Origin of the sequence: Psychrobacter sp. SWN149 (assembly GCF_015864565.1) — a bacterium.
Lineage (GTDB): Bacteria > Pseudomonadota > Gammaproteobacteria > Pseudomonadales > Moraxellaceae > Psychrobacter.
In genome coordinates this window covers 61,626-83,934 of record NZ_JADYWX010000005.1, presented here as the reverse complement: position 1 = coordinate 83,934, position 22,309 = coordinate 61,626, and the positions used below count along the sequence as shown (strand labels likewise).

The window sequence follows — 22,309 nt, the reverse complement described above, 5'->3', positions numbered from 1 at the left end:
TATGAATAAAATAAAGCGTAATAAAAGTAAGGTTTGGTCGTAGTAACGGCTTAAATAATGGTATGTTTAAGCCGTATTATGGTTAAGAAGTTATTTAGCAGTGAGAGTAGCAGTAGCAGCTTCTTTACTCACTATCTAGCGTTAAGCCATCATAAAACCTAATCCTAAGAAGGTAGCAACCGACAGCACAGCACCAAGCATCGCATAAGGGAACTGAGTAAAGGCATGCTGCATGGGCGAGCAACCAGCACCTTGTGCAGCTAGTAATGATGAATCACTGAAGAAACAAGCATGACTACCAAATGAAGACGCTGATAATAAAGCACCGATGACCAATGGCGTACTAACACCTAGCGCAGCAGCTACTGGAAATACAATCGGCATGGCAAGGACATATAGACCCCAGCTTGATGAAGTGGCAAAGGTTAAGAAGGCCATAACAGCGAAAATAACAGCAGGGAAGATAATAATCGTCATGTGCGGTGAGATAGCGTCAATGACATACATGGTCATACCAAGCTCGTCGTTAATGGCTTTCAAAAAGAAACCACCAATAACGGTCGATAATGGATATAACATGACTTTAAAGCCTGTAAAAATGGACTCTACTTGGGTCTCGAAGCTTAAAAGACCCTGTGCCCAATAGACCATAACGGTCACAAAACAGGTAAGCAATGCGCCTCTCAATAAATCCACTTCAAAGTAAATAGTTGAGACGATAAGCAAAATCATTGGGAATGCAAAGTTAAAAATATTGGCTTTGAACGATAACGTGCGTTTGGCTTTAACGTTTGAAACCAACTGCTCATCGACAAAGTCTTCTGGTACAGGGTTGCCTTCTTTCGCGCGTTTCTCTGCACGTTTCATCGGACCCCAGTCGCCTAAGATACCGTAAGCCACCAAAAACACGATAAGCAGCGCAAACCAAGCATAAGCCATAAAAGGTATAGAGCTGATATAAAGCGACATACCAGCGCCGTCTGCTGCCACGCCGTTTTCTTCTAGTAGGCCTGAAAAGTAGACTGCCCATGTAGAGATAGGAACGATCACACACATAGGTGCAGCGGTAGAATCCACAATATAAGCAAGCTTTTCACGTGATACGCCATAAGTATCCGTCAGTTTTTTCACTGATGTCGAAACGGCCAAACAGTTTAGATAGTCATCAATGAAGACCACAACGCCCAATGCGAAAGTCGCCAGTAACGACTGTCTACGTGATTTAATGATTCTTTTGAGCCATTCACTAAAGCCATCTAAGCAACCACTCACTTCGAGAAGCTGAATCAGACCACCCATGAGACCACAAACAAGGACGATCCAAATAATGGTTTCGTTACCGAGTACGGCTGAGATATTATCTGCAAAAGGGGAGACCAGATCGAATGGGTTGAGCATCACAAGACCAGCAACACAGCCTGCAATCATTGACTCAAAGGGGCGTCTGGAGACGATAGCAATGATGAGTACCAGCATGGTCGGTAGTAGGGATAGGATCCCCCAAGACTCTGATGCATCGCGGCTGGATGATAACCAGACAAAGGCAAGATAGATAGCTATTCCCACTACGACAGTGAGAAAAACTCGCTTGTTGTGATACTGTCCTTCGACAGCATCCTTGAGTTTCATATTCATGGTGACGTTCCTTGTGTAACATTATGGCTTATATAGAGAAGATCCTGTTTTTAGGGTAATGATCGATAGGAAGTGCGAGTGGACTTCCTATCGAGATGGTAATAACAATCCATTACATTAATGGCTTCGTTGTACTGCATCATCATGCAGTGCGTCGAAGCCATTATTAGTACTTATAAGCCAGTCGTGTCTTTTAGCGCGTACCACCATGATCCCATCATAGAGTAAGGTACTCGTAGTGCACGACCACCAGGGAAGGGAATCCAAGGAATTTTCGCAAACGTGTCAAACTCTTTGGTGTTGCCGTTGATGGCATCGGCCAATATCTGTCCAAACAGATGCGAGCCAGTTATGCCGTGACCACTATAACCATGGGCGAAATACACTCGATCATGTAGCTTGCCCATCTGCGGTACGCGTGAAAAAGACAAGGCAAAATTACCACTCCATGCATAGTCGATTTTTACATCACGCAGTTCTGGAAAAATCTTATTCATGTTGGGTCTGATTTTGGCGGTGATATCAGAGGGGTCTTGACCACCATAGACCGTACCACCACCAAACAACATACGCTTATCTTCTGATAGACGATAGTAATCAAGGATATAGCGGACATCTTCGACACAGACGTCAGTTGGGAGCAGCTTATCTGCTAAGTCACCTAATGGTTCGGTGGCGATAATTTGTGTCGATACGGGCATGACTCGGTCAGTCAGCTTAGGAATGACTTTGTTTAAATACGCATTACCGCACATAACGGCTTGTTTACAAGTGACCGTACCAAACTCAGTGATGACCTTGATATGGTCGTCAGCATATTCAACATCAACGACCAAAGTGTTTTCGTAAATAGTGCCGCCACGTGATTCAATGGCCGCCGCTTCACCAAGCGCAAGGTTTAGTGGATGGAAATGTCCACCTGAGTGATCGATAACCCCGCCTACATATGCTTCTGACTTGATATGCTCTTGCATGCCATATTTGTCTAGCATTTCGCGATCGTGCATGCCGTGGCTTTCCCACAGTGCATGCGTTTTTTGTAGATCTCTTAACTGCCCGTTATTTAAGGCAGCAAAGATATTTTTTTCTTTGAGGTCGCAGCTGATGTCGTAGTCTTGGATTAGTCGACGAATGATTTTGCCACCGCGTGTTACTAGCTGACCGACAAAATCAGCGTTTTGTTGACCATAAGAGCTTTTGATTTTTTCTAAGCTAGCATTCAGACCATTGACAATCTGACCACCATTGCGACCTGAGGCACCCCAGCCAATCTGTGCGCCTTCAAGTACCACCACTTCATGATCTGTCTCCATGAGATGCAGCGCTGTAGACAGACCGCTATAGCCACCACCCACCACGCAAATCTCAACCTGAATGTCATTTTCTAATTTTGGTCTATCAGGTTTGGGGTTACGGCTAGCAGCATAATAACTGTCAGGATACTGCCCATTGTCTGAGTAGTGCGGGATATTGCGCGTGTTATTAGACGGTTTGCTATTTGACATATTAAACGTCCTGTAAATAAGTAAGGTATTCAAGGTTAGTGACTTGCTGAGCAAAGCGCTTGGCTTCTTGCTTTTTGACGGCAATCAGCAGTTCAATCATTTCGCTTGGGAATAAGGCATCGATGACGTCGCTGCTTTCAAACTTCCGGATGGCTGAGAGCCAATCTAACGGTAAAGTTTTTAGATCTTCTTCATTATAAGTAATGCTATTGATTGGATCTGGCGCTTCTAGTTTGTTTTCGATGCCATATAATATACCTGCCAGTACCGCACTACAGACGAGATAAGGGTTGGCATCTGCGCCTGAAACACGGTGCTCGATACGGCGGGCTTTTGGATCGCCACCTGGAATACGTACCGCTGCTGTACGGTTTTCATAACCCCATGACACATTGTTTGGTGCCAAGGTACCTGGTGCAAAGCGGCGATAAGAGTTGACATGTGGTGCAAATAATAAGGTGCAATCTGACATCGTTTTCAATAGGCCAGCGACGGCATGACGTAGCATATCCGAGCCTTCATCTGAGCCATCGTCAAAGACATTATTGCCATCTTTATCCAATAAGCTGCAATGTACATGAAAGCCATTACCTGACTGTAGACCAAATGGTTTTGCCATAAAGGTAGCAGTGAGCTTACGACGAGCAGCGACTGCTTTGACAACTTGTTTGAATAAAATCGCATCATCAGCGGCTTTTAACGGATCATCGACATGTAGTAGGTTAATCTCAAACTGACCACAGCCATTCTCTGCCAATGCAGCATCAACAGGAATATCGAGCTTCTCACACTGCTCATATACTTCGTCTAAAAACTCATCAAACTGTAATAAATCATTGATACTTAGAATAGAGGTTTTATTTAATCTCAAACCACTTTTCGGACGAATAGGCGGTTTTGGCGTTTCACCTTCTGTGTAGTCAACCAAATAAAACTCAAGTTCCGTGGCCATTACTGGCGTCAAGCCAAGTGCTTTGAATTTTTTGCTGATAAAGTCTAAAACGTGTCTGGCATCACCGTAATAAGGCTCATTGTCTTCGGTATAGAGCCAGATAGGTAAGAGCGAAGAAGGTGCGCTGGTGTTCAGAAGAGGGTAAGCGGCACGACCAGTAGGGCGAGCAATGGCATCGATATCACCATTACACTGAGAGGATTCGATGACATCAGCCCCCCAAATATCGACACCCAAAATAGATAAAGGCAATCGGATGCCACCCGCTTGTGCTTTTTCCATTTGGTTAAATGGGATACGTTTACCGCGAAGCAAGCCGTTTATATCACCTGCTGCAACATAGACATACTCGGTACTGTTTGTTGCCGTCGCGCTTATAGTGTCACTGGTCGTTGTCATCTCTTCTATCCCTGTCAGTCTTTAAACGATTTGGTTGGTTTTTTAAACTTTAACTAACAATATTAGATACTTAGTATTAAGTGCTTAGCGAATTTTAGAATGCTGTCTATGAACTTGCTCAATGTATAAAATTTGTCTTCTGTCATGAAGATGCCTTTTAATATATGGATGAAGTTTATAGTTGTCAATATTTATTTATAATTATTAAAAAGTAATTTATATAACTCATATAAACCAATATAATAGACAATGAAGTTTATAGTTTACATTTGCTAGGTAGTTATGATAAATTTTAGTTAAGTTAAATACCGCAGTATCTGGACATCTAGGTACAGATATCACATTTAGGGAAAATCACATGCCTACCTCTAGACCTATCATCGCTATCGTCTCGTGTCACAAAATGGTGGACGGCCAGCCAGCCCAAGCGGTATATCAAAAATATATCGATGCTATCCAGCATTATGGTGGCAATCCGATACTGCTTCCCTATACGGCTGCTGACAGCGAGAATTTTGATGCATTGGTCGCGCTGGCAGATGGTATTGTGTTGACAGGGAGTTATAGTAATGTCGCGCCGATGCGTTATGGCGCATCGCATGTAGAAGAAAAACAAGATTTAAATCGTGATGAGCTGAGCTTTAAACTACTGGCTTATTCAGCGGAATCTGGCACACCTTTACTAGCAGTATGCCGAGGTTTGCAAGAGATGAATGTGCATTTCAATGGCACGCTACACCCAGATTGGCGTGAAGTAGAAGGGTTCTATGAGCAGCATTTAGAAGACAATACCCAGCCGCTCGAAGTGCAATATCAGCCAGTACATGATGTCATTATCCAGCCTGAAGGGAAGCTTGCAGCATTTGGTGACGAGTGGCATGTTAACTCATTACATAAGCAAGCCATTAATAAAGTGGGTGAGGGTTTGTTTGTAGAAGCGCTGGCACGTGATGGATTGGTAGAGGCGATTAGCTTAATAGAACATCCGTTTATGATTGGTGTACAATGGCATCCTGAGCTGAATTATGCACAAGATGGTTTTTCCAAATTTTTATTTACGGAATTTATTCACTATGCCAGTCAAAAAAAATCCTGATAATGATATCCCAGATAATGATGAGGTAGCCTCTGTTGAAGAACAGGAGGTGTCTGAATCGGTTGAAAAGCCAGAAGAGAATATCGGTAAAAAAATCAATCAATTGCGCCTTACCAAAGGGTTCTCACAGCGTAAACTGGCGAGACTGGCAGGACTGACCAATACCTCAATCAGTGCTATCGAGCGTAATAAGGTTAGCCCTGCTGTCAACACGCTAAAAGCGATCTTGCAGGTGCTTGATTCTGACCTCAATACCTTTTTTAGTGATGAGTGGAAAGAGCGTAAAGACAGAGTCGTCGTTACGCCAAAAGACCTCATAGAGATTAGTGAGCCAAACAGTCGGGTCTCAATCAAACAAGTATTCAATGGTAGTCCGATCAAGAATTTAGGGTTTTTAATTGAAGTTTATCAGCCGAACAGTTCGACTGAAGATAGGATTTCTCATGAAGGTGAGGAGATTGGTACGGTCATCGAAGGCAAGATTATTATCCGTATCGATGATACTACCTACCTGTTAAATGAAGGCGATAGCTACGTGATTAAAACCTGCCATCCACATACTTTTATCAATCCAAGCAATGCCATCACTCGCATTGTCAGTGCGCATACCCCAGCGACGTATTAATTGAAAGGGTGGCACGGAACTATCTACAAGCGCACAGTCAGTAGATAGCTGAATATTCATAATAGGCTTTCTAAGTATCTGTCTCTTTTGAGAGGTTGGATGCTTCAGAAAGCCTTTTTTTAGCAGGTTCTGTGTTTGCTAGCGAATCGTTCTGTTTTGCCCTAGCATCATAAATTTTGGCTTTATTATTTATCGTATTGGCAGTGGGTTTCAAATACTTTTTAATTCTTCTTACCGCTTCCGCTTGCTCTTCTGCCAGCGCCATATCACTTAGATTTTGATAGACATTGAGGGTTTTCTCAATCATCTCACGCATCGTGAATTTGTTCGTCATCTCAGGACGAGTCACGCTTTCTAACTGGTTTCTAACCGCTTTACAGAGGGACGTCGCATTGTATTTTTTGACCAAACCTTGCGGATAGAGCGGTTGTAGAATTTCGCTAAAAACCGCTTGATCCCAGCCAATGACGGGAGTGCCTAAGTGAATCGCTCATGAGGGTGAAAAGATTGGTATGGTCATCGAGGGCAGGATTATTATCCGTATTGAATATAGCACCTATTTGCTCAACCAAGGTGATAGCTATGTGATTGATACCATTCAACCGCATACCTTTATCAATCTTACCGATAGTATCACTCGTATTGTCAGTGCACACACCGACGACTTATTAAACCTAAGCTTGGCTTTGGAGTGTGGGTATATTAAAGTTCTAAATCGTTAACAAGAAAGGCGACTTCAATTAGAAGTGGCCTTTTTTTTGATTATAAAGTTATGTATCGAATAAAATGCTTAGCTTATGAATGTTGATTATTTTCAGTTTTTTCAGTCGTATCTATTGTATCCACTGTCTTAGTTTTTTCTTTAGTGAGCTTTATTTTTGGATTCTTAGCAACAGGCTCGATATTTTTCACAGCGACGTTTAGGGCAGGCTTCGCCGCTTTTTTGAGGCTTTTTTGGATTCTGCGCACGGCCAATGCATCGGCCTGTGCTTGCTCTTGTGCCAATGCCATATCATGCAAGTTTTGATAGACCTCAAGTGTTTTGTCAATCATTTCACGCATCGTGAATTTATTGGTCATCTCAGGTCGAGTCACACTCTCTAGCTGGTTTTTGACCGCTTTACAAAGCGAGCTGGCATTATGCTTTTTGACCAGTCCTTGTGGATAGAGTGGTTGCAGAATTTCACTAAAGGCTGCCTGATCCCAACCAATCACTGGCGTACCTAGATGGATGGCTTGCAGCGCATTAATACCGATGGATTCAGGTTCATTGGCGAGCGCCATCACAATATTGGCCGCTGATAGCCACTCACGCATGTCATTACGTTTGCTGCCCACATAAGTAATACGCTCAGCGAGTCCCAAACTATTGCTACGCTGACGAAAGTCTTCGTGAGCGACATCGCCATCTTTATAATCATCATCCATAATAATGACATGAATATTTGGGAACTGTTCTTGCAGATTGCCTAAGATGTCAATGAGCCACTCTTGGCCATACTCATTGCCAATGACGGTTGGGAATATCAGCCATTTTTTATGCTCAAGCTCAGGGTATTCAGCAAAGGTATGACGGAGCCAATAGACAGAGGGGTTATGCCGATACGGGTAGCGCCGAGTATCGATACCGCGATAGATACGCGTAATGACTTTGGGGTCAGCATCTTCAAGGCGTAGGCCTTTTTTTAGATATTGAGTGACGCTGTCTGACACGGTGATAATCGTATCGACATTGAGTAGCGCTTGGGAGTATTTATTAATGGGATAAAAACCATACATGGTCGAGACGATTTTTGGCAGACGCTTGACGCGGGCACGGCGCAGTGCCAAATGCAATATCCATGCAGGGGTGCGCGAGTGTACATGAATGACATCAGGCTCATATTTTTCAATCAGATGCCGTAGTGATGAGACTTGTAGCAATGACAGCCAAGATTTTTTGTTCATGTATAACTGATGGTAGTGATTGCCGTCACGTTTTAGGCGTCTGACCAAATCATTATTTTCATCGGCGCTAGACACAATAATGGAGGTGTGGCCGTTTTTGACCAACGCGCGCCCAAGATGAAAAATGCCGCGCTCGGATTCATCATGCTTCAAAGACGACAGTAGGCGCATAATTTTCATAATAGCGAGGGTCACCAGTTAATATTATCAAGCTGCTATTGTCAGTGAAAAGCGATTAAAACTCAACCATCAAGATAAAAAGAGGAGACAAGGGCTAGAGTTTTTTGAAGACACAGCAATAAGCACATTCAATGGCAAAATCGATAGAATATATTAGCGACGTTTTTGTAGATGTTCAGCATTGGGCAGTACTTGTTTTTCACTTAAGTATTTCCAGTAGCGCTGCGGTAAGTACTGTTTATGCAGCTTAGGGTTTTTGCGCTCTTTGATATTGACGTTGGTAAAATACCCTTGCCAAAACTTCTGATAACGCTGCTCATCAGGACTGTGAATACTGGCAGGATTACGGAGTACCGCGTCATCAAGATCAGTGATGGTTTGCAGCGCAGCAGGACGCGTAGGTGTGCTGGTACTCTTATCATAATAAATGCCGTAACCACGGGTCAGATCGTAGATGGCCCAATGCTGGTCTTGATAACGCTGACGAAAATGCTCCCCGATGAGTGGTAATACATTAAAGTCTGGCTCAACGCGCGCAAAATAAATATCATCAGTAGTATGCTCAAAACGTACAAACGCTTCCATACGGTGCTTCTCACGCCCGACAGATTTGACCGTTTGTACCAGCTCAAGCACGTCTAAATTACCCAAATCCTGCATGATTTGACGATTGGGATAGTCGATGGCGTATTTGACCACACGAAACAATGTCGTGCCGATATCGTCCTTCTCTGATAAAAATCCCCACAAGATATTGCGCATACCTGAACGACCTAGCAGCGTATTTAGCTTTACCAAGACGCGCTCGGCTTGTTCTGCATCAGTGACTACGTTAGTTGCTTGGGCAATCAATGAGGGCACATAACAATCCTGCGCCGTGAGCTTTAGCGCCATATCGTTTTGTAGTTTATTGGCATAAACATAAAATACCGCACTCAGCCAACCCTCAAAGCTAGGCTCATACAGGATGATACTAGGCGTTAACTGACCGACAGTGTAAGCGTTGTTTCGGATAAGTTCTGACATGTTTTATCCTACATTTCTATACTAGACACAGGTGTGAGGTGGCAAAGTTTTTAGTATGTTTTTAAGCGTCATTTTAAAACAAAGCCAGCTGGCCGCTACGCTGATCTTTAAACTTGGTCTGCGTTTGCGCCAGTACATATTGACGAAAATTATCGCGAGTCAAATGGGCAAGGTGTTCGTTTTTGCCAGTAGTAGCGATAAAGTACTTGGCACGGTTGACCGCCGCGCCCATCTTTTTTAGATGATATAGCGTCAGTTGGTTAAATTTTCGCGCTTTGACGATTTTTTTAGCAGTCTTTGTACCGATACCGGGGATGCGCACAATCATCTCATAAGTCGCTGTTTGGATATTGACTGGGAAATGTTCGCGATGGCGTATTGCCCAAGCCAATTTGGGGTCACAGTCTAAGTCCAAAAAAGGCGACTCCGGCTCAACAATTTCGTGCGCGCCAAAACCATAGAAACGCATTAACCAGTCTGCTTGATATAGACGATTCTCTCGCACCATCGGTACAGGGGTCCCAATTGCGGGCAAGCGACTGTCAGATAGCATGGGTACGTAACCTGAGTAGTAGACACGCTTTAGATCATACGTTTTATAAAAGTGACTCGATAGCTGGATAACCTGCAAGTCAGTCTCATTACTGGCACCGACGATCATTTGACTGGTCTGACCTGCTGGCGTAAATTTAGGCGCTTTTTTATGGGTTTTACGGCTCTCACGGATGGTGATGATTTCTTCTTTTACCGTTTCCATTGGCGCTTTTAGTTGCTCATGTGACTTCTCTGGTGCAAGTAAAGCCAATCCTGATTTGGTCGGAATTTCGATATTGACGCTTAGTCGATCTGCATACAGTCCTGCTTCTAATAACAATTCTTTTGAAGCACCAGGAATGGTCTTCAGATGAATATAACCATTGAATCGCTCGCGGGTACGCAAGATTTTAGCAACCTCGACCAGTCGCTCCATCGTATAGTCGCCACTTTTAAAAATACCAGAGCTGAGAAATAGCCCTTCGATATAGTTACGGCGATAAAACTGCATGGTTAAATCCACGACTTCTTCGACACTAAATGCAGCTCGCGGGGTGTCATTGCTTTTGCGCGAGGTGCAATAAGCGCAGTCATAAATACAATGATTGGTCAAAAGAATTTTTAGCAAGCTGACGCAGCGACCATCTTCGGTATAGCTGTGACATATACCGGTCGCTGAGGCATCGCCTAGACCGCCGCCTTGGTTTTTTCGAGTACCAGCGGAGGATGAGCAAGAGACATCATACTTGGCAGCATCGGCCAAGATATTGAGTTTGCCCTGTAATCTTTCATAATTGATGTTTGCCATAAGTCGCGTATTACCAATGAATGAACAGGATGTTATTTTATCAAAATACAAAGTAAGCTATTGTATTTATTGATTAAATATAAATAATAAACGACAACGGTTGTCGCCCGATCTATATGATTTTAGGATGGATGTAATGAGGGTTTTTAGAAGTGAGTTAGGACAATCTATTAAGAAGATAGGGTGTTTTAAGAAAAGCCAACGCTGTCAGTATTAGATAGCGAGTCACTGTTTAATATATGACTGTCTAAACCTATAACGATATAAATATTTGCTAGGCTAATAATCCCATGACTAAACCGCCAATTATAAATGCACCGCCAAGCAGTATTAGTGGAATAGATAGTATCGTTAGCACCTGTGATTGGCTTTCTCTAATTTCAATAGAGTAATGGCTCAAATCGATATCTGCCAAAGGTATGGCACCTCCTATAATCGCTTGCAATCTAGAAGTGCTCGAACCCGATATTAGCCTCAATTCGTAATTACCCATTTCAGCTCTAAAGGTAAATAGCTCCATTCTACCAGTAGCAAAATTATTTGAGCGCGGAGATAGGAGTGAGCTGTGAAGTTTGCTTTCTTTATTGGTAGACGTATTTAGAATGTGAGGGCGAAACTGTGCAAGTGGCGTTCTTTTAAACAGAGGGCCTTTGTGCCAAACGGCATAAACCCCTGATTTTGAGACCGTAAAACGCCCTATATTATCCTGATACGGCAGCGTTAATAATACATCGCCATTGAAGGTGTTTCTCAACAGTTTAATCGCTCTAAACAGGATAAATAAGCCTATCGGAATCAGGCAGAATAGCAGTACTCTAATAGACAATATGCTCATGGTTCGTTTTACGCAGATATTGAGTTTGCGATAATTTTATAATAAAAAGGATGCCTAGAGTATGACTATCTAAAAAGTGAGTTTTTTGAGGAAAAAATGCGGGCAGGCGTGGATCAGAAAAAGGTCTTGCCAACTATTAGAACAGCGGACAAGACCTTTTATAAAATCTGACGGATTTTGAGCTTAAAAATCAGCTTTATGCTTATTTATCCTTACTGAACTTTGGCGCGTATGACCACCGTTTGAGCACTATTGGCATTGATATTTGCCAAGTCCCACTTGAGTCCAGAGTAGCTTTCTTGCACCATCACCGTATTGCCAACTTGCCCAATGGTCTGATAGTTGTCGCCACCCATGGTCGCAAACGTCGGTAATGAGCTGTTTAACGACACCATTTGTACACCACTTGGTAGTGATACGATGGCATTTACACTGCTGACAGGTTGCGCTGTGGTGTTGGTATAGGTGGTGTGATATTCAATGATGTCACCAGGGGCGATATGATTGGCAGGTACGGCCACTTCACGTCCATCGGCATTTTTTAGAATTTTCATGACCTTGGTATTTGCATTGACGACACCAGGTGTACTAAAAGTAGGGGTCAACTGTAAGGTATCTAAAGTCGTCGTCGTGATTTGGTTGGTTACAGGTTGGCTTGTGATGACAGTCGTTGGTGCATTCATCACAGGTAACTGAGTCGCAGTAGCAACAGGCAGTACTTGCGTCACGGTGCTGATAGGGGTAGTAATCACGTCTACTTTGGTGACACTGTTGGTCGCCCGATTGGTCACCGGCACGCTAGTGACAGTGGTACTACCTTGAGTGACGACAGTATTGTTTATACCATTACTGACACCTTGACGAACGACATATCTTGGCACAGTGGTCGTTTGAGTCACCGCATAGGGCATGCCATCTTGCATCGTGATACCGTTTGGCGTCGCAGTAATAGTGGCTGTTTTGCCATCAGAGTATTGCTCGACCACAGTGGTGCTACCACCAGCCGCTGCGCTAATAGCAATCTCGGGCGCTGCGTGAGCTGAAGAGGCAGCAAGTATCATGCCCGTTAATATCGCAGATAATGTAGTATGCAGTGCTGTTGGTTTATAAAACATCATGGCCATAAAATATTCCTCAAAAATAGCAGTAAGTGAAACGACAAAAATACAACGGTAGATATAAAAAATCCCCGCTAGATGACACCAAAAAGCATGCCACATAACGAGGGTATCAGTACTGACAATAGCTAGTGTCTATGATCAGATAATCATTATTTTGAGTAAAAGTGCGACAGAATTAACTGACCTCAAATCGCCTAATCTTAAAGATTTTTGGCAGCAAGTTATTTCTTACCAAAGCCCCGTTGCACTAAAAACTAAGACGATTATGCGCCAAAACAAATCATGTATAAAAGCAGCATTGTGTAACCAGAACGGTATAAATGCTACCAATACGTAATACCGATTTTATCCAACAGATTAAGGGCTTAGGCGATCATTTGTATCTACCACTGTTAACATCATTGCCATTTTCAAAATATTAGCTGATTAAGACAGCTGTCATTTAGAGGAGCAATTGTTCAAAGTTGCCGCTATTTAGAGAGTATGTTATCTAGAACGCTTGATGTAAAAGGCCACTCATCAAACTGTCTATTATTAAGAGCATCAAGTCTATAAAAGATCAAAAACAGCACATTCTATTAATCGTAGATCACTTTCATGACTTCGTATTCGACCACCCCTTTTGGTGTTTCGATACGTACTTCATCGCCTTCAAACTTACCAATCAGACCACGAGCGATCGGTGAGTTGACTGAGATTTTGCCAGCTTTAAAGTCAGCCTCATCATCGCCAACGATTTTGTACTGTTTTTCCTCTTCGGTGTCCATGTTTTCGATCACGACACTGACGCCAAACACGATACGGCCTTCTTTGGTCAATGTTGCAGGGTCTATGACCTGTGCGCCACCAAGCTTGGCTTCGATATCACGGATACGTGCTTCGCAAAACCCTTGTTGCTCACGGGCAGCATGGTATTCAGCGTTTTCTTTTAAATCGCCGTGTTCGCGTGCTTCAGCAATCGATGCGGTGATGCGTGGACGGTCGATGCTTTTTAACTGTTTTAATTCGGCTTCTAAAGCCGCGTGTCCTTGCGGAGTCATTGGGTAACGTTGCATGTTTTTTCCTTAAACCAATAGCACCACACCACCTCCTACTCTTAGTGAATAGTGAGATGGTGTCAGTGTTATTGCAATGGGTATGAATATAAAAAGAATGATAATTAAGATGGCGAAATGAACAAATGGGTTGCCATGAATCAGCAGGCCTCACCTTAATACAAAAATAGACGCATATAATCTTACGTAATAAAAAGCATAGTCGCAGTTTAGCCACTATGCTTTTTGGGTCTGTCAGGTTTGAGTCTATTACAGTAAAGGTGTCGCAGATTTTGCATCACTGAATCACAAATAAACAGTAATGCTTGAATCGGCGTTTAGGCAAGCCTAATGGTTATGCCTAATCTACTGAAATTATTCAATCAAGTCAATAGAACTACGCAATAGTCTTTGCTTGTTCATGTAAGTCCTGTAGTTTATAGACTTCAAATGGCAATTCAATCGCATAAGATTTACAGATGGCATCAGCCGCACCTAAAGTGGTGACGTAGAAAACTTTGCCTTGTAGCGCGCTACGGCGGATAGAGAATGAATCCTCTTGAGCCTGTTTGCCTTCTGTCGTATTGATAATCAAATCAATATTGCCGTTCTTTAAAGCATCGACGATATGCGGGCGACCTTCGGTTACTTTGTTGATTTGCTTGCACTCAATACCAGCGTCGCTCAGTACTTTTTGCGTACCCGTGGTTGAGACGATGTTAAAACCAAAGTCAGCAAGCTGGCGAGCGATAGGGGCAATTTGCGCTTTGTCACTGTCACGAACTGAGATAAAGACCGTTTTGATCTCACCTTCAATTGGTAAGCCTGGCAAGCGCTCGTTACTACCGATAATGGCTTTGTAGAATGCTTCACCAAAGGTTTTGCCCACGCCCATGACTTCGCCGGTTGACTTCATCTCAGGACTCAAGATAGGGTCAACACCAGGGAACTTAGCAAATGGGAATACCGCTTCTTTGACCGCATAGAATGCAGGAACGATCTCAGTGGTAAAGCCTTGGTCTTTGAGCGAGGTGCCAGCCATACAGCGAGCAGCAATCTGTGCCAATGACGTGCCAATACATTTAGAGACAAATGGCACGGTACGTGCGGCACGTGGGTTGACCTCAAGAATATAGACGGTTTCGCCTTTTACAGCGAACTGTACGTTCATCAGGCCAATCACGCCTAGCTCTTTTGCCATGGCAACCGTTTGGGCGCGCATGACATCACAAAGCTCATCAGATAACGAGTAAGGCGGCAATGAACAGGCTGAGTCACCTGAGTGAACGCCAGCTTGTTCGATATGCTGCATGATACCGCCAATCACCACATCGGTGCCATCACTCACGCAGTCAACATCGACTTCGATAGCGTCATCTAAGAAGCGATCTAGTAGGACAGGTGCTTCGTTAGAGGCTTGTACCGCAGTACGTAGGTAATGTCTTAGCTCGTCTTCGTTATAGACGATTTCCATCGCGCGGCCACCTAAGACATACGATGGGCGTACGACCAATGGATAACCAACGTCTTTTGCTTTGACCAAACCATCTTCTAAGCTAGTCGCTAGCGCATTGGTTGGTTGAACCAAGTTCAATTGCTGAATCATGTGCTGGAAGCGTTCACGGTCTTCAGCACGGTCAATCGCATCAGGGCTAGTACCAATGATTTTTACACCAGCAGCTTCGAGGGCTCGGGCCAGTTTCAATGGGGTTTGACCACCAAACTGTACGATCACACCATCAGGGTTTTCGATACGGACGATTTCTAGTACGTCTTCTAGCGTGATTGGCTCAAAGTAGAGACGGTCAGAGGTGTCATAATCGGTTGAAACCGTTTCAGGGTTACAGTTAACCATGATGGTCTCGTAGCCGTCTTCACGCATTGCAAGGGCAGCGTGTACACAGCAATAATCAAACTCAATGCCTTGACCGATACGGTTAGGACCGCCACCGATGACCATGATCTTTTTGTTATTGGTTGGGTTGGCTTCACATTCGCTGTCGTACGTTGAGTACATATAAGCGGTGCTGGTGGCGAATTCTGCTGCACAGGTATCCACACGCTTATAGACTGGATAAACGTTTAGATCCCAACGTTTTTTGCGTAGCTGTTTCTGAGAGACACCAAGCAATTTGGCCAAACGCAAATCTGACAAGCCTTTACGTTTAAAACTACGTAAGTTTTTCTCGTTCAGTCCACCAAAACCAAGTGATTTCACAGTGGCTTCTGTTTTAACAATGTCTTCGATTTGTACCAAGAACCACGGGTCAATCTTGGTGAAATTGAACACTTCATCGACACTCATACCGATGCGGAAGGCATCTGCAATATAATAAATGCGTTCAGGGGTTGGAATGGTTAAACGATTAACAATCTCGCTGCGTGCTTTGTCAGTACTAAGATTACCGTCTTTGATAGCGGCAAAGTCAATTTGCTCATCAAAACCATCATTGCCAGTTTCCATACCGCGTAATGCTTTTTGCATCGACTCTTGGAAGTTACGACCAATCGCCATGACTTCACCAACTGACTTCATCTGTGTTGATAGCACATTGTCTGCTTGAGCGAATTTCTCAAAGTTAAAGCGAGGAATCTTGGTCACAACATAATCAAGCGCAGGCTCAAAGCTAGCTGGCGTTTTGCCACCAGTGATATCGTTTTGCAACTCATCTAGGGTATAACCAATCGCTAGTTTGGCCGCGATTTTGGCAATCGGGAAGCCAGTGGCTTTTGAGGCTAGGGCAGACGAGCGTGATACACGTGGGTTCATCTCGATGACGACCATGCGGCCCGTATCAGGGTTGATGCCGAACTGGACGTTTGAGCCACCCGTTTCTACACCAATCTCACGTAGGACTGCTAATGACGCATTACGCATGATTTGATATTCTTTATCCGTCAGGGTTTGTGCTGGCGCAACGGTGATTGAATCGCCTGTATGCACACCCATTGGGTCAAAGTTTTCGATGGCACAGATGATGATACAGTTGTCGTTTTTGTCACGAACCACTTCCATCTCATACTCTTTCCAACCGATTAATGACTCATCAATAAGCAATTGATGGTTAGGAGACAAGTCAAAACCGCGCTCACAGATTTCAATGAACTCATCGCGGTTATAGGCGATACCGCCGCCTGAACCACCCATCGTGAATGAAGGACGAATGATACACGGATAGCCCATTTTTTCTTGAGTCGCAAACGCTTCTTCCATGGTTTCAGCCGTTTCAGCGCGTGGGCACTCAAGACCGATACGCTTCATGGCTTTATCAAACAAGTTGCGGTCTTCTGCCATCTCGATTGAGTCTTTGGTCGCGCCAATCAACTCGCAGTTATACTTGGTCAATACACCATGCTTATCTAAATCTAATGCACAGTTTAGCGCGGTCTGTCCGCCCATCGTTGGCAAGATAGCATCAGGACGCTCTTTGGCAATGATTTGCTCAACCGTCTGCCAAGTAATCGGCTCGATATAGGTCGCGTCAGCCATGACAGGGTCAGTCATGATGGTCGCAGGGTTTGAGTTGACCAAGATGACACGGTAGCCTTCTTCTTTTAGTGCTTTACACGCCTGTGCGCCTGAATAGTCAAACTCACACGCTTGGCCGATGACGATAGGGCCTGCGCCAATGATAAGAATGCTTTTTATGTCGGTACGTTTTGGCATAATTAGAGCTACCTTCGTTTGGGTGATAATTTGAGTAATCTTTATTTTTGATAACGCTCGTGGCGTTTTATGCTTACCGTGCTTTATTTAATGCCGCTTGAACCGCTATGGGCAATTCAAGCGTTTACTTATTATTTAATTATGATCAACCATTTACGCTTGGGCAGTTTTAGACTGTGCCATCATATCCGCAAACTTATCAAACAATGGCGCGCAGTCATGTGGGCCAGGGCTGGCTTCTGGGTGACCTTGGAAGCTAAATACAGGCTTATTGGTCAGCTCGATACCTTGGTTGGTACCATCAAATAATGAACGGTGAGTAGATTTAACGTTGTCAGGTAGGGTGTCTTCATCAACCGCGAAACCATGGTTTTGACTGGTGATCATCACCGTACCGGTCGCTAGATCTTGTACTGGATGGTTGGCACCATGATGGCCAGTTTTCATTTTGATGGTATCTGCACCGCTAGCCAGACCAATCAGTTGATGGCCTAAGCAGATGCCAAACGTTGGCACATCAGTTTGTTCAATGATGTGACGTACCGCATCGATAGCGTAATCACAGGCAGCAGGGTCGCCAGGGCCGTTTGATAAGAAGATGCCATCTGGGTTTAACGCTAGCACATCCGCGATAGGGGTCTGTGCTGGCACGACAGTTACGTGACAACCGCGGTCGACGAGCATGCGTAAGATGTTGGTCTTGCTACCGAAGTCATAAGCGACGACGTTGTATTTAGAATCGATGTGAGTGCCGAGTTGCTTAAAGAAGCCGCCAGTACCGCTATCATGACTGCCAGGAATATCACGGTTGAGTAGGGTGTCTGACAAATCCCATGTGCCCGCTGTCCATTCGAATTTTTCTTTAGTACAGCACTCTTTTGCCAAGTCCATACCCTTGAGGCCTGCAAACCCTTGTGCCAGCTCAATCGCTTTTTGCTCATCAGCAGCGCTGATTGTCTCGCCATCTGAGGCGGTCATGATACAGCCGTTCTGTGCACCTTTATCACGTAATAGGCGAGTCAACTGACGCGTATCAATTTCAGCGATGGCCACTGTCTCGTTACGTTGTAGATAGTCGCTAAGTGACTCTGAGTTACGAAAGTTAGAGGTTGCCATGGTGGCGTCACGGATAATAAGACCGTCTGCCCATACTTTGTGGCCGTTGCCAGATTCGGTGTCCTCACTATTGGTGCCTGTATTACCGATATGAGGGTAAGTCAAAGTCACCAGCTGGCGGGCATAACTTGGATCGGTTAGGATTTCTTGATACCCTGTCATGGCTGTGTTAAATACCACTTCACCAATACGATGACCTAGGCTGCCGATACTGACACCGCGAAAGATTGTACCGTCTGCTAGTGCCAAAATTGCTTGTATTTCTGCCGATGAATTCAAGGATTGCCTCCGCTGTTATTGGTGAGTGCCATCATGTTTTGTTGGTCTAAAATTGCTCCGTATCCTTTTATTTACGGCATTTGACTGTTGTCATATAAAGGTAGTAAAAGGGCGATACACAAAAATTTTCCACAAAAAAGCGAGAAGACATTATTGATGAAAACTACAAAACTCACTAGATAGTGAATAGGTAACTTGCATCATGTCCGCTCGCTTAGGCACAGATTTTGCGTATTATATACAAAATAGACAGTTATAGCTAGCCGATTTACTGGATTAATAGTCATTTCATGGCTAATAACAAGGACTTTATAAAGATACTTACGTTATAAAAATAGCCTAAGCAGATATAAGCTACCTTTTCTTTTATCAAATTCGACATCGAGCGTATATTAATAGCGCTGGATTTTCACAGTTGGCTTTGCCACAATGGACAGCGCAGCACTAAACCCAATTTTTATAACTATAATGAAGATGACAAGGAATCGTTATGATTTATCAGTATTTAGACAAAACCCCTGAGTTTGCTGTGCCATTCAACGGTTGGGTGGCAGATTCAGCGCAAGTGATGGGCGATGTATATTTAGGTCATCAAGCCAATGTGTGGTTTGGTGCGGTGATACGCGGTGACAATGATCGTATTCATATCGGTGACTATAGTAATGTCCAAGAGAATAGCGTGATTCATACCGATGCAGGTGTCAAGGTGACCATTGGTAATTACGTCACTATCGGCCATCTGGCTATGCTACACGGTTGTGAGATTGGTGATAATAGTTTGATTGGTATTGGTGCTGTAGTACTCAATAATGCCAAGATCGGTAAAAATTGCCTGATAGGGGCGAAAGCCTTGATTACTGAAGGTCAGGTTATCCCAGATAACTCGCTGGTGATGGGCGCGCCTGCAAAAGTGGTCAAGACGCTAACAGATGAGCAAGCCGCTATGCTAAAAATGTCAGCGCTACATTATGCTGAGCGTTGCCAAAAATTCAAAACAGGCTTAACAGAAATAGCGATGCCTGACTAAGGGTAAGTACACGAGCTAATTTTAAATAGATAGACTATAGGGTGCGCGCTGTATTTAATTGATGTGCTATTTAAATGATGTACTCATCCTTAATACACAACTGTACCCAGTTTTATTAAACGATTCATATTTTTTTGCAACTAACGATAAGGTCTCATCATGCAGGCAAATCAAGCACAAACCCAACAAAAACAACTGGCATTATTTGATTTAGATCATACCTTACTTGATGTCGATAGTGATTATCTCTGGGGCGAATATATCGTGAATAATGGTCTGGTCGATGAAGCGCAGTACCGCACTGCCAACCAGAAATTTTATAACGACTATATCGAAGGCACGCTAGACGCGACAGAGTACAATGAGTTTGTTGCGCAGTTTTTGAGCAGTTTGCCGCTTGATAGACTTGATGAGCTGAGAGAAGACTATATTAAAAGCGAAATCGAGCCACATATTCGCCCAAAAGCGATGGAAGTATTGTGTCAGCACATTGAGCAAGGACACGAAGTCGTGATTATTTCTGCGACCAATGATTTTGTGGTCTCTGCCATTGCCAAACGTTTTGGTATAGAAGCCGCCAATGTGTTATCAACACCGCTCGAGATAAAAGACAATCGCTATACAGGTAAGTTAGCGGACAAGCCCAATTTTAAAGAAGGTAAGATATATCATCTAGACAAATGGGTGAATAAGCAGCAGTTAGCTGGTGTTACCTTTGAAAAAACGTATGCGTATTCAGATTCTAAAAACGACATCCCATTGCTCGAATGGGCAGATGTGGCCGTTTGCGTGTCACCTGATGATGCGCTGCATGCGCATGCTTTGGCACATCGCTGGGCAGTAGAAGATTGGTCAATATAGGCTGTCCAATTTAGTAATAGTAATAACATTAGCAATAGTGATAATTAGCGAACCATTTAGTATCAATCTCATTTAAAATAGCGCCACATTCGTTATTTTTTTTATTAGAAAAACAGGAATATTTATGGAAATCAATCCGTATCAAGAACAAATCAAAGATTTATCAGAGCGTGGGCAGGATTTGCGGAGGTATCTTTGACTTCGATGGTAAGCAAGAACGCTTAGAAGAAGTCAATTTGGAGTTAGAAAACCCTGAGCTATGGAACGATCCAGAGCGCGCGACCAAGATTAACAAAGAAAAAAGCCATCTTGATGGTGTCATCGATGTGGTGGTGTCGCTTGAGACCACATTAGAAGATGCATCTGCTATGCTAGAGCTGGCGGTAGAGGAAGACGATGAGTCACTGCTCGCCGATGTGCAGACTGAGCTGGACAATGCTGAAAAACGTGTGGCTGACCTAGAGTTCCGCCGTATGTTCAGCGGTGAGATGGATCCAAACAACTGCTACCTAGATATTCAGTCGGGTAGTGGTGGTACTGAGGCGCAGGATTGGGCAGAAATGCTACTGCGCATGTATACACGCTGGGCAGAAGCACATGGCTTTAAAGTAGACGTGATTGAAGTGTCGTCTGGTAGTGTGGCTGGCATTAAGTCGGCAACGATTGAGATCAAAGGCGACTATGCGTTTGGTTGGTTGCGTACCGAGATTGGCGTTCACCGTTTGGTGCGTAAATCACCATTTGATAGTAATAATGGCCGTCATACCTCGTTTGCTGCGGTGTTTGTCTCGCCTGAAATCGATGACAACGTCGAGATTGATATCAATCCAGCAGATTTGCGTATCGATACCTATCGCTCATCTGGGGCTGGTGGTCAGCACGTAAACACGACAGATTCTGCGGTACGTATTACTCATGAACCATCGGGCGTAGTAGTGACCTGTCAGAATGAGCGTAGTCAACATGGTAATAAGGCCACGGCGATGAAGATGCTACGTGCTAAGCTCTATGAGCTAGAAATGCAAAAACGCATGGAATCACAGCAAGCGGTCGAAGATGGCAAGTCTGATGTCGGCTGGGGCAGTCAAATTCGCTCATACGTGCTCGATGACTCTCGTATCAAAGACTTGCGTACCGGTGTTGAAACCTTTAACACCGGTGCCGTGTTAGATGGTGACCTCGATCAGTTCATCGAAGCGAGTCTAAAAGCAGGGTTGTAAGAGGCCGTTTTAAACAAGCAGCCGTTTTAAAATAGTAACTAACATTTAATTAAGGAAAATTATGCCAAGCGTTAATAATTATTTTGATGATAAAGTGACTTCTATTGCCTTTCAAACGGCTACTAAGCCTGCGACTGTCGGCGTCATGGAAATTGGTGAGTATGAGTTTGGCACCAGTGAATTTGAAACCATGAGTGTGGTGAGCGGTGCATTGACTGTCAAGCTACCAGAGAGTGATGAGTGGCAAACGTTTAACGCTGGCGAGCAGTTTACCGTTGAAGCCAACCAAAAGTTCCAAGTAAAAGTAGACGTCGAAACCGCTTATCTATGTGTATACGGTAAATAACGACCTCTGAGTTATAGTAGTATTAGAACAATGAACGCCAAGCATAAAATACTTGGCGTTTTTTTTATGGGCGTCATATTTCAAATGAATTTTAAT

At 43.8% G+C, this 22,309-nt stretch carries 19 protein-coding genes; 7 read left to right on the top strand and 12 right to left on the bottom strand.

Translation table 11 applies throughout. The annotated features are described in order from the left end of the window. Positions 1 to 141: 141 nt before the first annotated feature. The 3 genes from I6E86_RS09400 to I6E86_RS09390 all read right to left on the bottom strand — a co-directional run bounded on the left by I6E86_RS09400 (position 142) and on the right by I6E86_RS09390 (position 4,491). Positions 142 to 1,635, bottom strand: a complete 1,494-nt coding sequence (locus tag I6E86_RS09400) for a Na+/H+ antiporter NhaC family protein (RefSeq protein WP_197177239.1) — start codon at positions 1,633 to 1,635, stop codon at positions 142 to 144. A 173-nt stretch (positions 1,636 to 1,808) separates the two neighbouring features. Beyond that, positions 1,809 to 3,140 carry an NAD(P)/FAD-dependent oxidoreductase gene (locus I6E86_RS09395; RefSeq protein WP_227680617.1) on the bottom strand — a complete coding sequence of 444 codons (1,332 nt, stop codon included), beginning with the start codon at positions 3,138 to 3,140 and terminating at the stop codon, positions 1,809 to 1,811. A 1-nt stretch (position 3,141) separates the two neighbouring features. Next, a complete protein-coding gene (locus I6E86_RS09390) occupies positions 3,142 to 4,491 on the bottom strand; it encodes a glutamine synthetase family protein (RefSeq protein ID WP_197177238.1) in 1,350 nt (449 codons plus the stop codon). Between the two features lie 358 nt (positions 4,492 to 4,849). Between I6E86_RS09390 and I6E86_RS09385 the strand changes: the two genes are divergently transcribed. Both I6E86_RS09385 and I6E86_RS09380 read left to right on the top strand, forming a co-directional pair. Further along, positions 4,850 to 5,587: a gamma-glutamyl-gamma-aminobutyrate hydrolase family protein gene (locus I6E86_RS09385; RefSeq protein ID WP_194197304.1), complete on the top strand. Its 738-nt coding sequence runs from the start codon at positions 4,850 to 4,852 to the stop codon at positions 5,585 to 5,587. After that, complete coding sequence (locus tag I6E86_RS09380; protein WP_227680616.1) at positions 5,565 to 6,212, top strand: cupin domain-containing protein; 648 nt, start codon at positions 5,565 to 5,567, stop codon at positions 6,210 to 6,212. Before I6E86_RS09385 ends, I6E86_RS09380 begins: the two co-directional genes overlap by 23 nt. 70 nt (positions 6,213 to 6,282) lie before the next feature. Here I6E86_RS09380 and I6E86_RS13720 read toward each other — a convergent pair whose 3' ends face one another. Beyond that, complete coding sequence (locus I6E86_RS13720) at positions 6,283 to 6,519, bottom strand: hypothetical protein (protein ID WP_227680615.1); 237 nt, start codon at positions 6,517 to 6,519, stop codon at positions 6,283 to 6,285. A gap of 205 nt (positions 6,520 to 6,724) precedes the next feature. Between I6E86_RS13720 and I6E86_RS09370 the strand changes: the two genes are divergently transcribed. Next, entirely contained in the window at positions 6,725 to 6,934 is a 210-nt protein-coding gene (locus I6E86_RS09370; RefSeq protein ID WP_227680614.1) for a cupin domain-containing protein, read from the top strand. Positions 6,935 to 7,007: 73 nt separating this feature from the next. On the opposite strand, the gene I6E86_RS09365 is transcribed toward I6E86_RS09370, so the two are convergent. From I6E86_RS09365 to carA, 8 genes are all read right to left on the bottom strand, one after another. Then, the gene (locus I6E86_RS09365) at positions 7,008 to 8,339 is read right to left on the bottom strand and encodes a glycosyltransferase (protein WP_197177236.1); all 1,332 of its coding nucleotides are present in this window, start codon (positions 8,337 to 8,339) and stop codon (positions 7,008 to 7,010) included. A 153-nt stretch (positions 8,340 to 8,492) separates the two neighbouring features. Continuing rightward, positions 8,493 to 9,365, bottom strand: coding sequence for a TIGR03915 family putative DNA repair protein (locus I6E86_RS09360; RefSeq protein ID WP_197177235.1), 873 nt, complete (start codon positions 9,363 to 9,365; stop codon positions 8,493 to 8,495). Positions 9,366 to 9,438: 73 nt separating this feature from the next. Next, a complete protein-coding gene (locus tag I6E86_RS09355) occupies positions 9,439 to 10,707 on the bottom strand; it encodes a putative DNA modification/repair radical SAM protein (protein WP_197177234.1) in 1,269 nt (422 codons plus the stop codon). Positions 10,708 to 10,981: 274 nt separating this feature from the next. After that, entirely contained in the window at positions 10,982 to 11,542 is a 561-nt protein-coding gene (locus I6E86_RS09350; RefSeq protein ID WP_197177233.1) for a hypothetical protein, read from the bottom strand. Between the two features lie 212 nt (positions 11,543 to 11,754). Beyond that, positions 11,755 to 12,666: a hypothetical protein gene (locus I6E86_RS09345; RefSeq protein ID WP_197177232.1), complete on the bottom strand. Its 912-nt coding sequence runs from the start codon at positions 12,664 to 12,666 to the stop codon at positions 11,755 to 11,757. A 575-nt stretch (positions 12,667 to 13,241) separates the two neighbouring features. Continuing rightward, positions 13,242 to 13,718 carry a transcription elongation factor GreA gene (gene greA, locus I6E86_RS09340; protein ID WP_194364035.1) on the bottom strand — a complete coding sequence of 159 codons (477 nt, stop codon included), beginning with the start codon at positions 13,716 to 13,718 and terminating at the stop codon, positions 13,242 to 13,244. Positions 13,719 to 14,094: 376 nt separating this feature from the next. Beyond that, entirely contained in the window at positions 14,095 to 17,364 is a 3,270-nt protein-coding gene (gene carB, locus I6E86_RS09335) for a carbamoyl-phosphate synthase large subunit (RefSeq protein ID WP_194364036.1), read from the bottom strand. A 153-nt stretch (positions 17,365 to 17,517) separates the two neighbouring features. Continuing rightward, positions 17,518 to 18,759 carry a glutamine-hydrolyzing carbamoyl-phosphate synthase small subunit gene (gene carA, locus I6E86_RS09330; protein WP_194364037.1) on the bottom strand — a complete coding sequence of 414 codons (1,242 nt, stop codon included), beginning with the start codon at positions 18,757 to 18,759 and terminating at the stop codon, positions 17,518 to 17,520. Positions 18,760 to 19,249: 490 nt separating this feature from the next. On the opposite strand from carA, the gene I6E86_RS09325 reads away from it, so the two are divergent. The 4 genes from I6E86_RS09325 (at position 19,250) to I6E86_RS09310 (ending at position 22,213) form a co-directional block, all read left to right on the top strand. Further along, positions 19,250 to 19,786: a gamma carbonic anhydrase family protein gene (locus I6E86_RS09325; protein WP_194364038.1), complete on the top strand. Its 537-nt coding sequence runs from the start codon at positions 19,250 to 19,252 to the stop codon at positions 19,784 to 19,786. A 159-nt stretch (positions 19,787 to 19,945) separates the two neighbouring features. Beyond that, entirely contained in the window at positions 19,946 to 20,647 is a 702-nt protein-coding gene (locus tag I6E86_RS09320; RefSeq protein WP_197177231.1) for an HAD family hydrolase, read from the top strand. Positions 20,648 to 20,771: 124 nt separating this feature from the next. Next, positions 20,772 to 21,867 (top strand): peptide chain release factor 2 gene (prfB, locus tag I6E86_RS09315; protein ID WP_197177230.1). Its coding sequence is split into 2 segments (ribosomal slippage): positions 20,772 to 20,843 and positions 20,845 to 21,867, totalling 1,095 coding nucleotides; the frame shifts between segments, so codons are not numbered across the junction. A gap of 61 nt (positions 21,868 to 21,928) precedes the next feature. Next, a complete protein-coding gene (locus I6E86_RS09310; protein WP_057760713.1) occupies positions 21,929 to 22,213 on the top strand; it encodes a pyrimidine/purine nucleoside phosphorylase in 285 nt (94 codons plus the stop codon). Positions 22,214 to 22,309: the final 96 nt, after the last annotated feature.

Excerpts from the sequence above, each read along its gene's own strand:
- I6E86_RS09400 (WP_197177239.1), bottom strand. The coding sequence starts at position 1,635 with ATGAATATGAAACTCAAGGATGCTGTCGAAGGACAGTATCACAACAAG.
- I6E86_RS09395 (WP_227680617.1), bottom strand. The coding sequence starts at position 3,140 with ATGTCAAATAGCAAACCGTCTAATAACACGCGCAATATCCCGCACTAC.
- I6E86_RS09390 (WP_197177238.1), bottom strand. The coding sequence starts at position 4,491 with ATGACAACGACCAGTGACACTATAAGCGCGACGGCAACAAACAGTACC.
- I6E86_RS09385 (WP_194197304.1), top strand. The coding sequence starts at position 4,850 with ATGCCTACCTCTAGACCTATCATCGCTATCGTCTCGTGTCACAAAATG.
- I6E86_RS09380 (WP_227680616.1), top strand. The coding sequence starts at position 5,565 with ATGCCAGTCAAAAAAAATCCTGATAATGATATCCCAGATAATGATGAG.
- I6E86_RS13720 (WP_227680615.1), bottom strand. The coding sequence starts at position 6,519 with ATGATTGAGAAAACCCTCAATGTCTATCAAAATCTAAGTGATATGGCG.
- I6E86_RS09370 (WP_227680614.1), top strand. The coding sequence starts at position 6,725 with ATGGTCATCGAGGGCAGGATTATTATCCGTATTGAATATAGCACCTAT.
- I6E86_RS09365 (WP_197177236.1), bottom strand. The coding sequence starts at position 8,339 with ATGAAAATTATGCGCCTACTGTCGTCTTTGAAGCATGATGAATCCGAG.
- I6E86_RS09360 (WP_197177235.1), bottom strand. The coding sequence starts at position 9,365 with ATGTCAGAACTTATCCGAAACAACGCTTACACTGTCGGTCAGTTAACG.
- I6E86_RS09355 (WP_197177234.1), bottom strand. The coding sequence starts at position 10,707 with ATGGCAAACATCAATTATGAAAGATTACAGGGCAAACTCAATATCTTG.
- I6E86_RS09350 (WP_197177233.1), bottom strand. The coding sequence starts at position 11,542 with ATGAGCATATTGTCTATTAGAGTACTGCTATTCTGCCTGATTCCGATA.
- I6E86_RS09345 (WP_197177232.1), bottom strand. The coding sequence starts at position 12,666 with ATGGCCATGATGTTTTATAAACCAACAGCACTGCATACTACATTATCT.
- greA (WP_194364035.1), bottom strand. The coding sequence starts at position 13,718 with ATGCAACGTTACCCAATGACTCCGCAAGGACACGCGGCTTTAGAAGCC.
- carB (WP_194364036.1), bottom strand. The coding sequence starts at position 17,364 with ATGCCAAAACGTACCGACATAAAAAGCATTCTTATCATTGGCGCAGGC.
- I6E86_RS09325 (WP_194364038.1), top strand. The coding sequence starts at position 19,250 with ATGATTTATCAGTATTTAGACAAAACCCCTGAGTTTGCTGTGCCATTC.
- I6E86_RS09320 (WP_197177231.1), top strand. The coding sequence starts at position 19,946 with ATGCAGGCAAATCAAGCACAAACCCAACAAAAACAACTGGCATTATTT.
- I6E86_RS09310 (WP_057760713.1), top strand. The coding sequence starts at position 21,929 with ATGCCAAGCGTTAATAATTATTTTGATGATAAAGTGACTTCTATTGCC.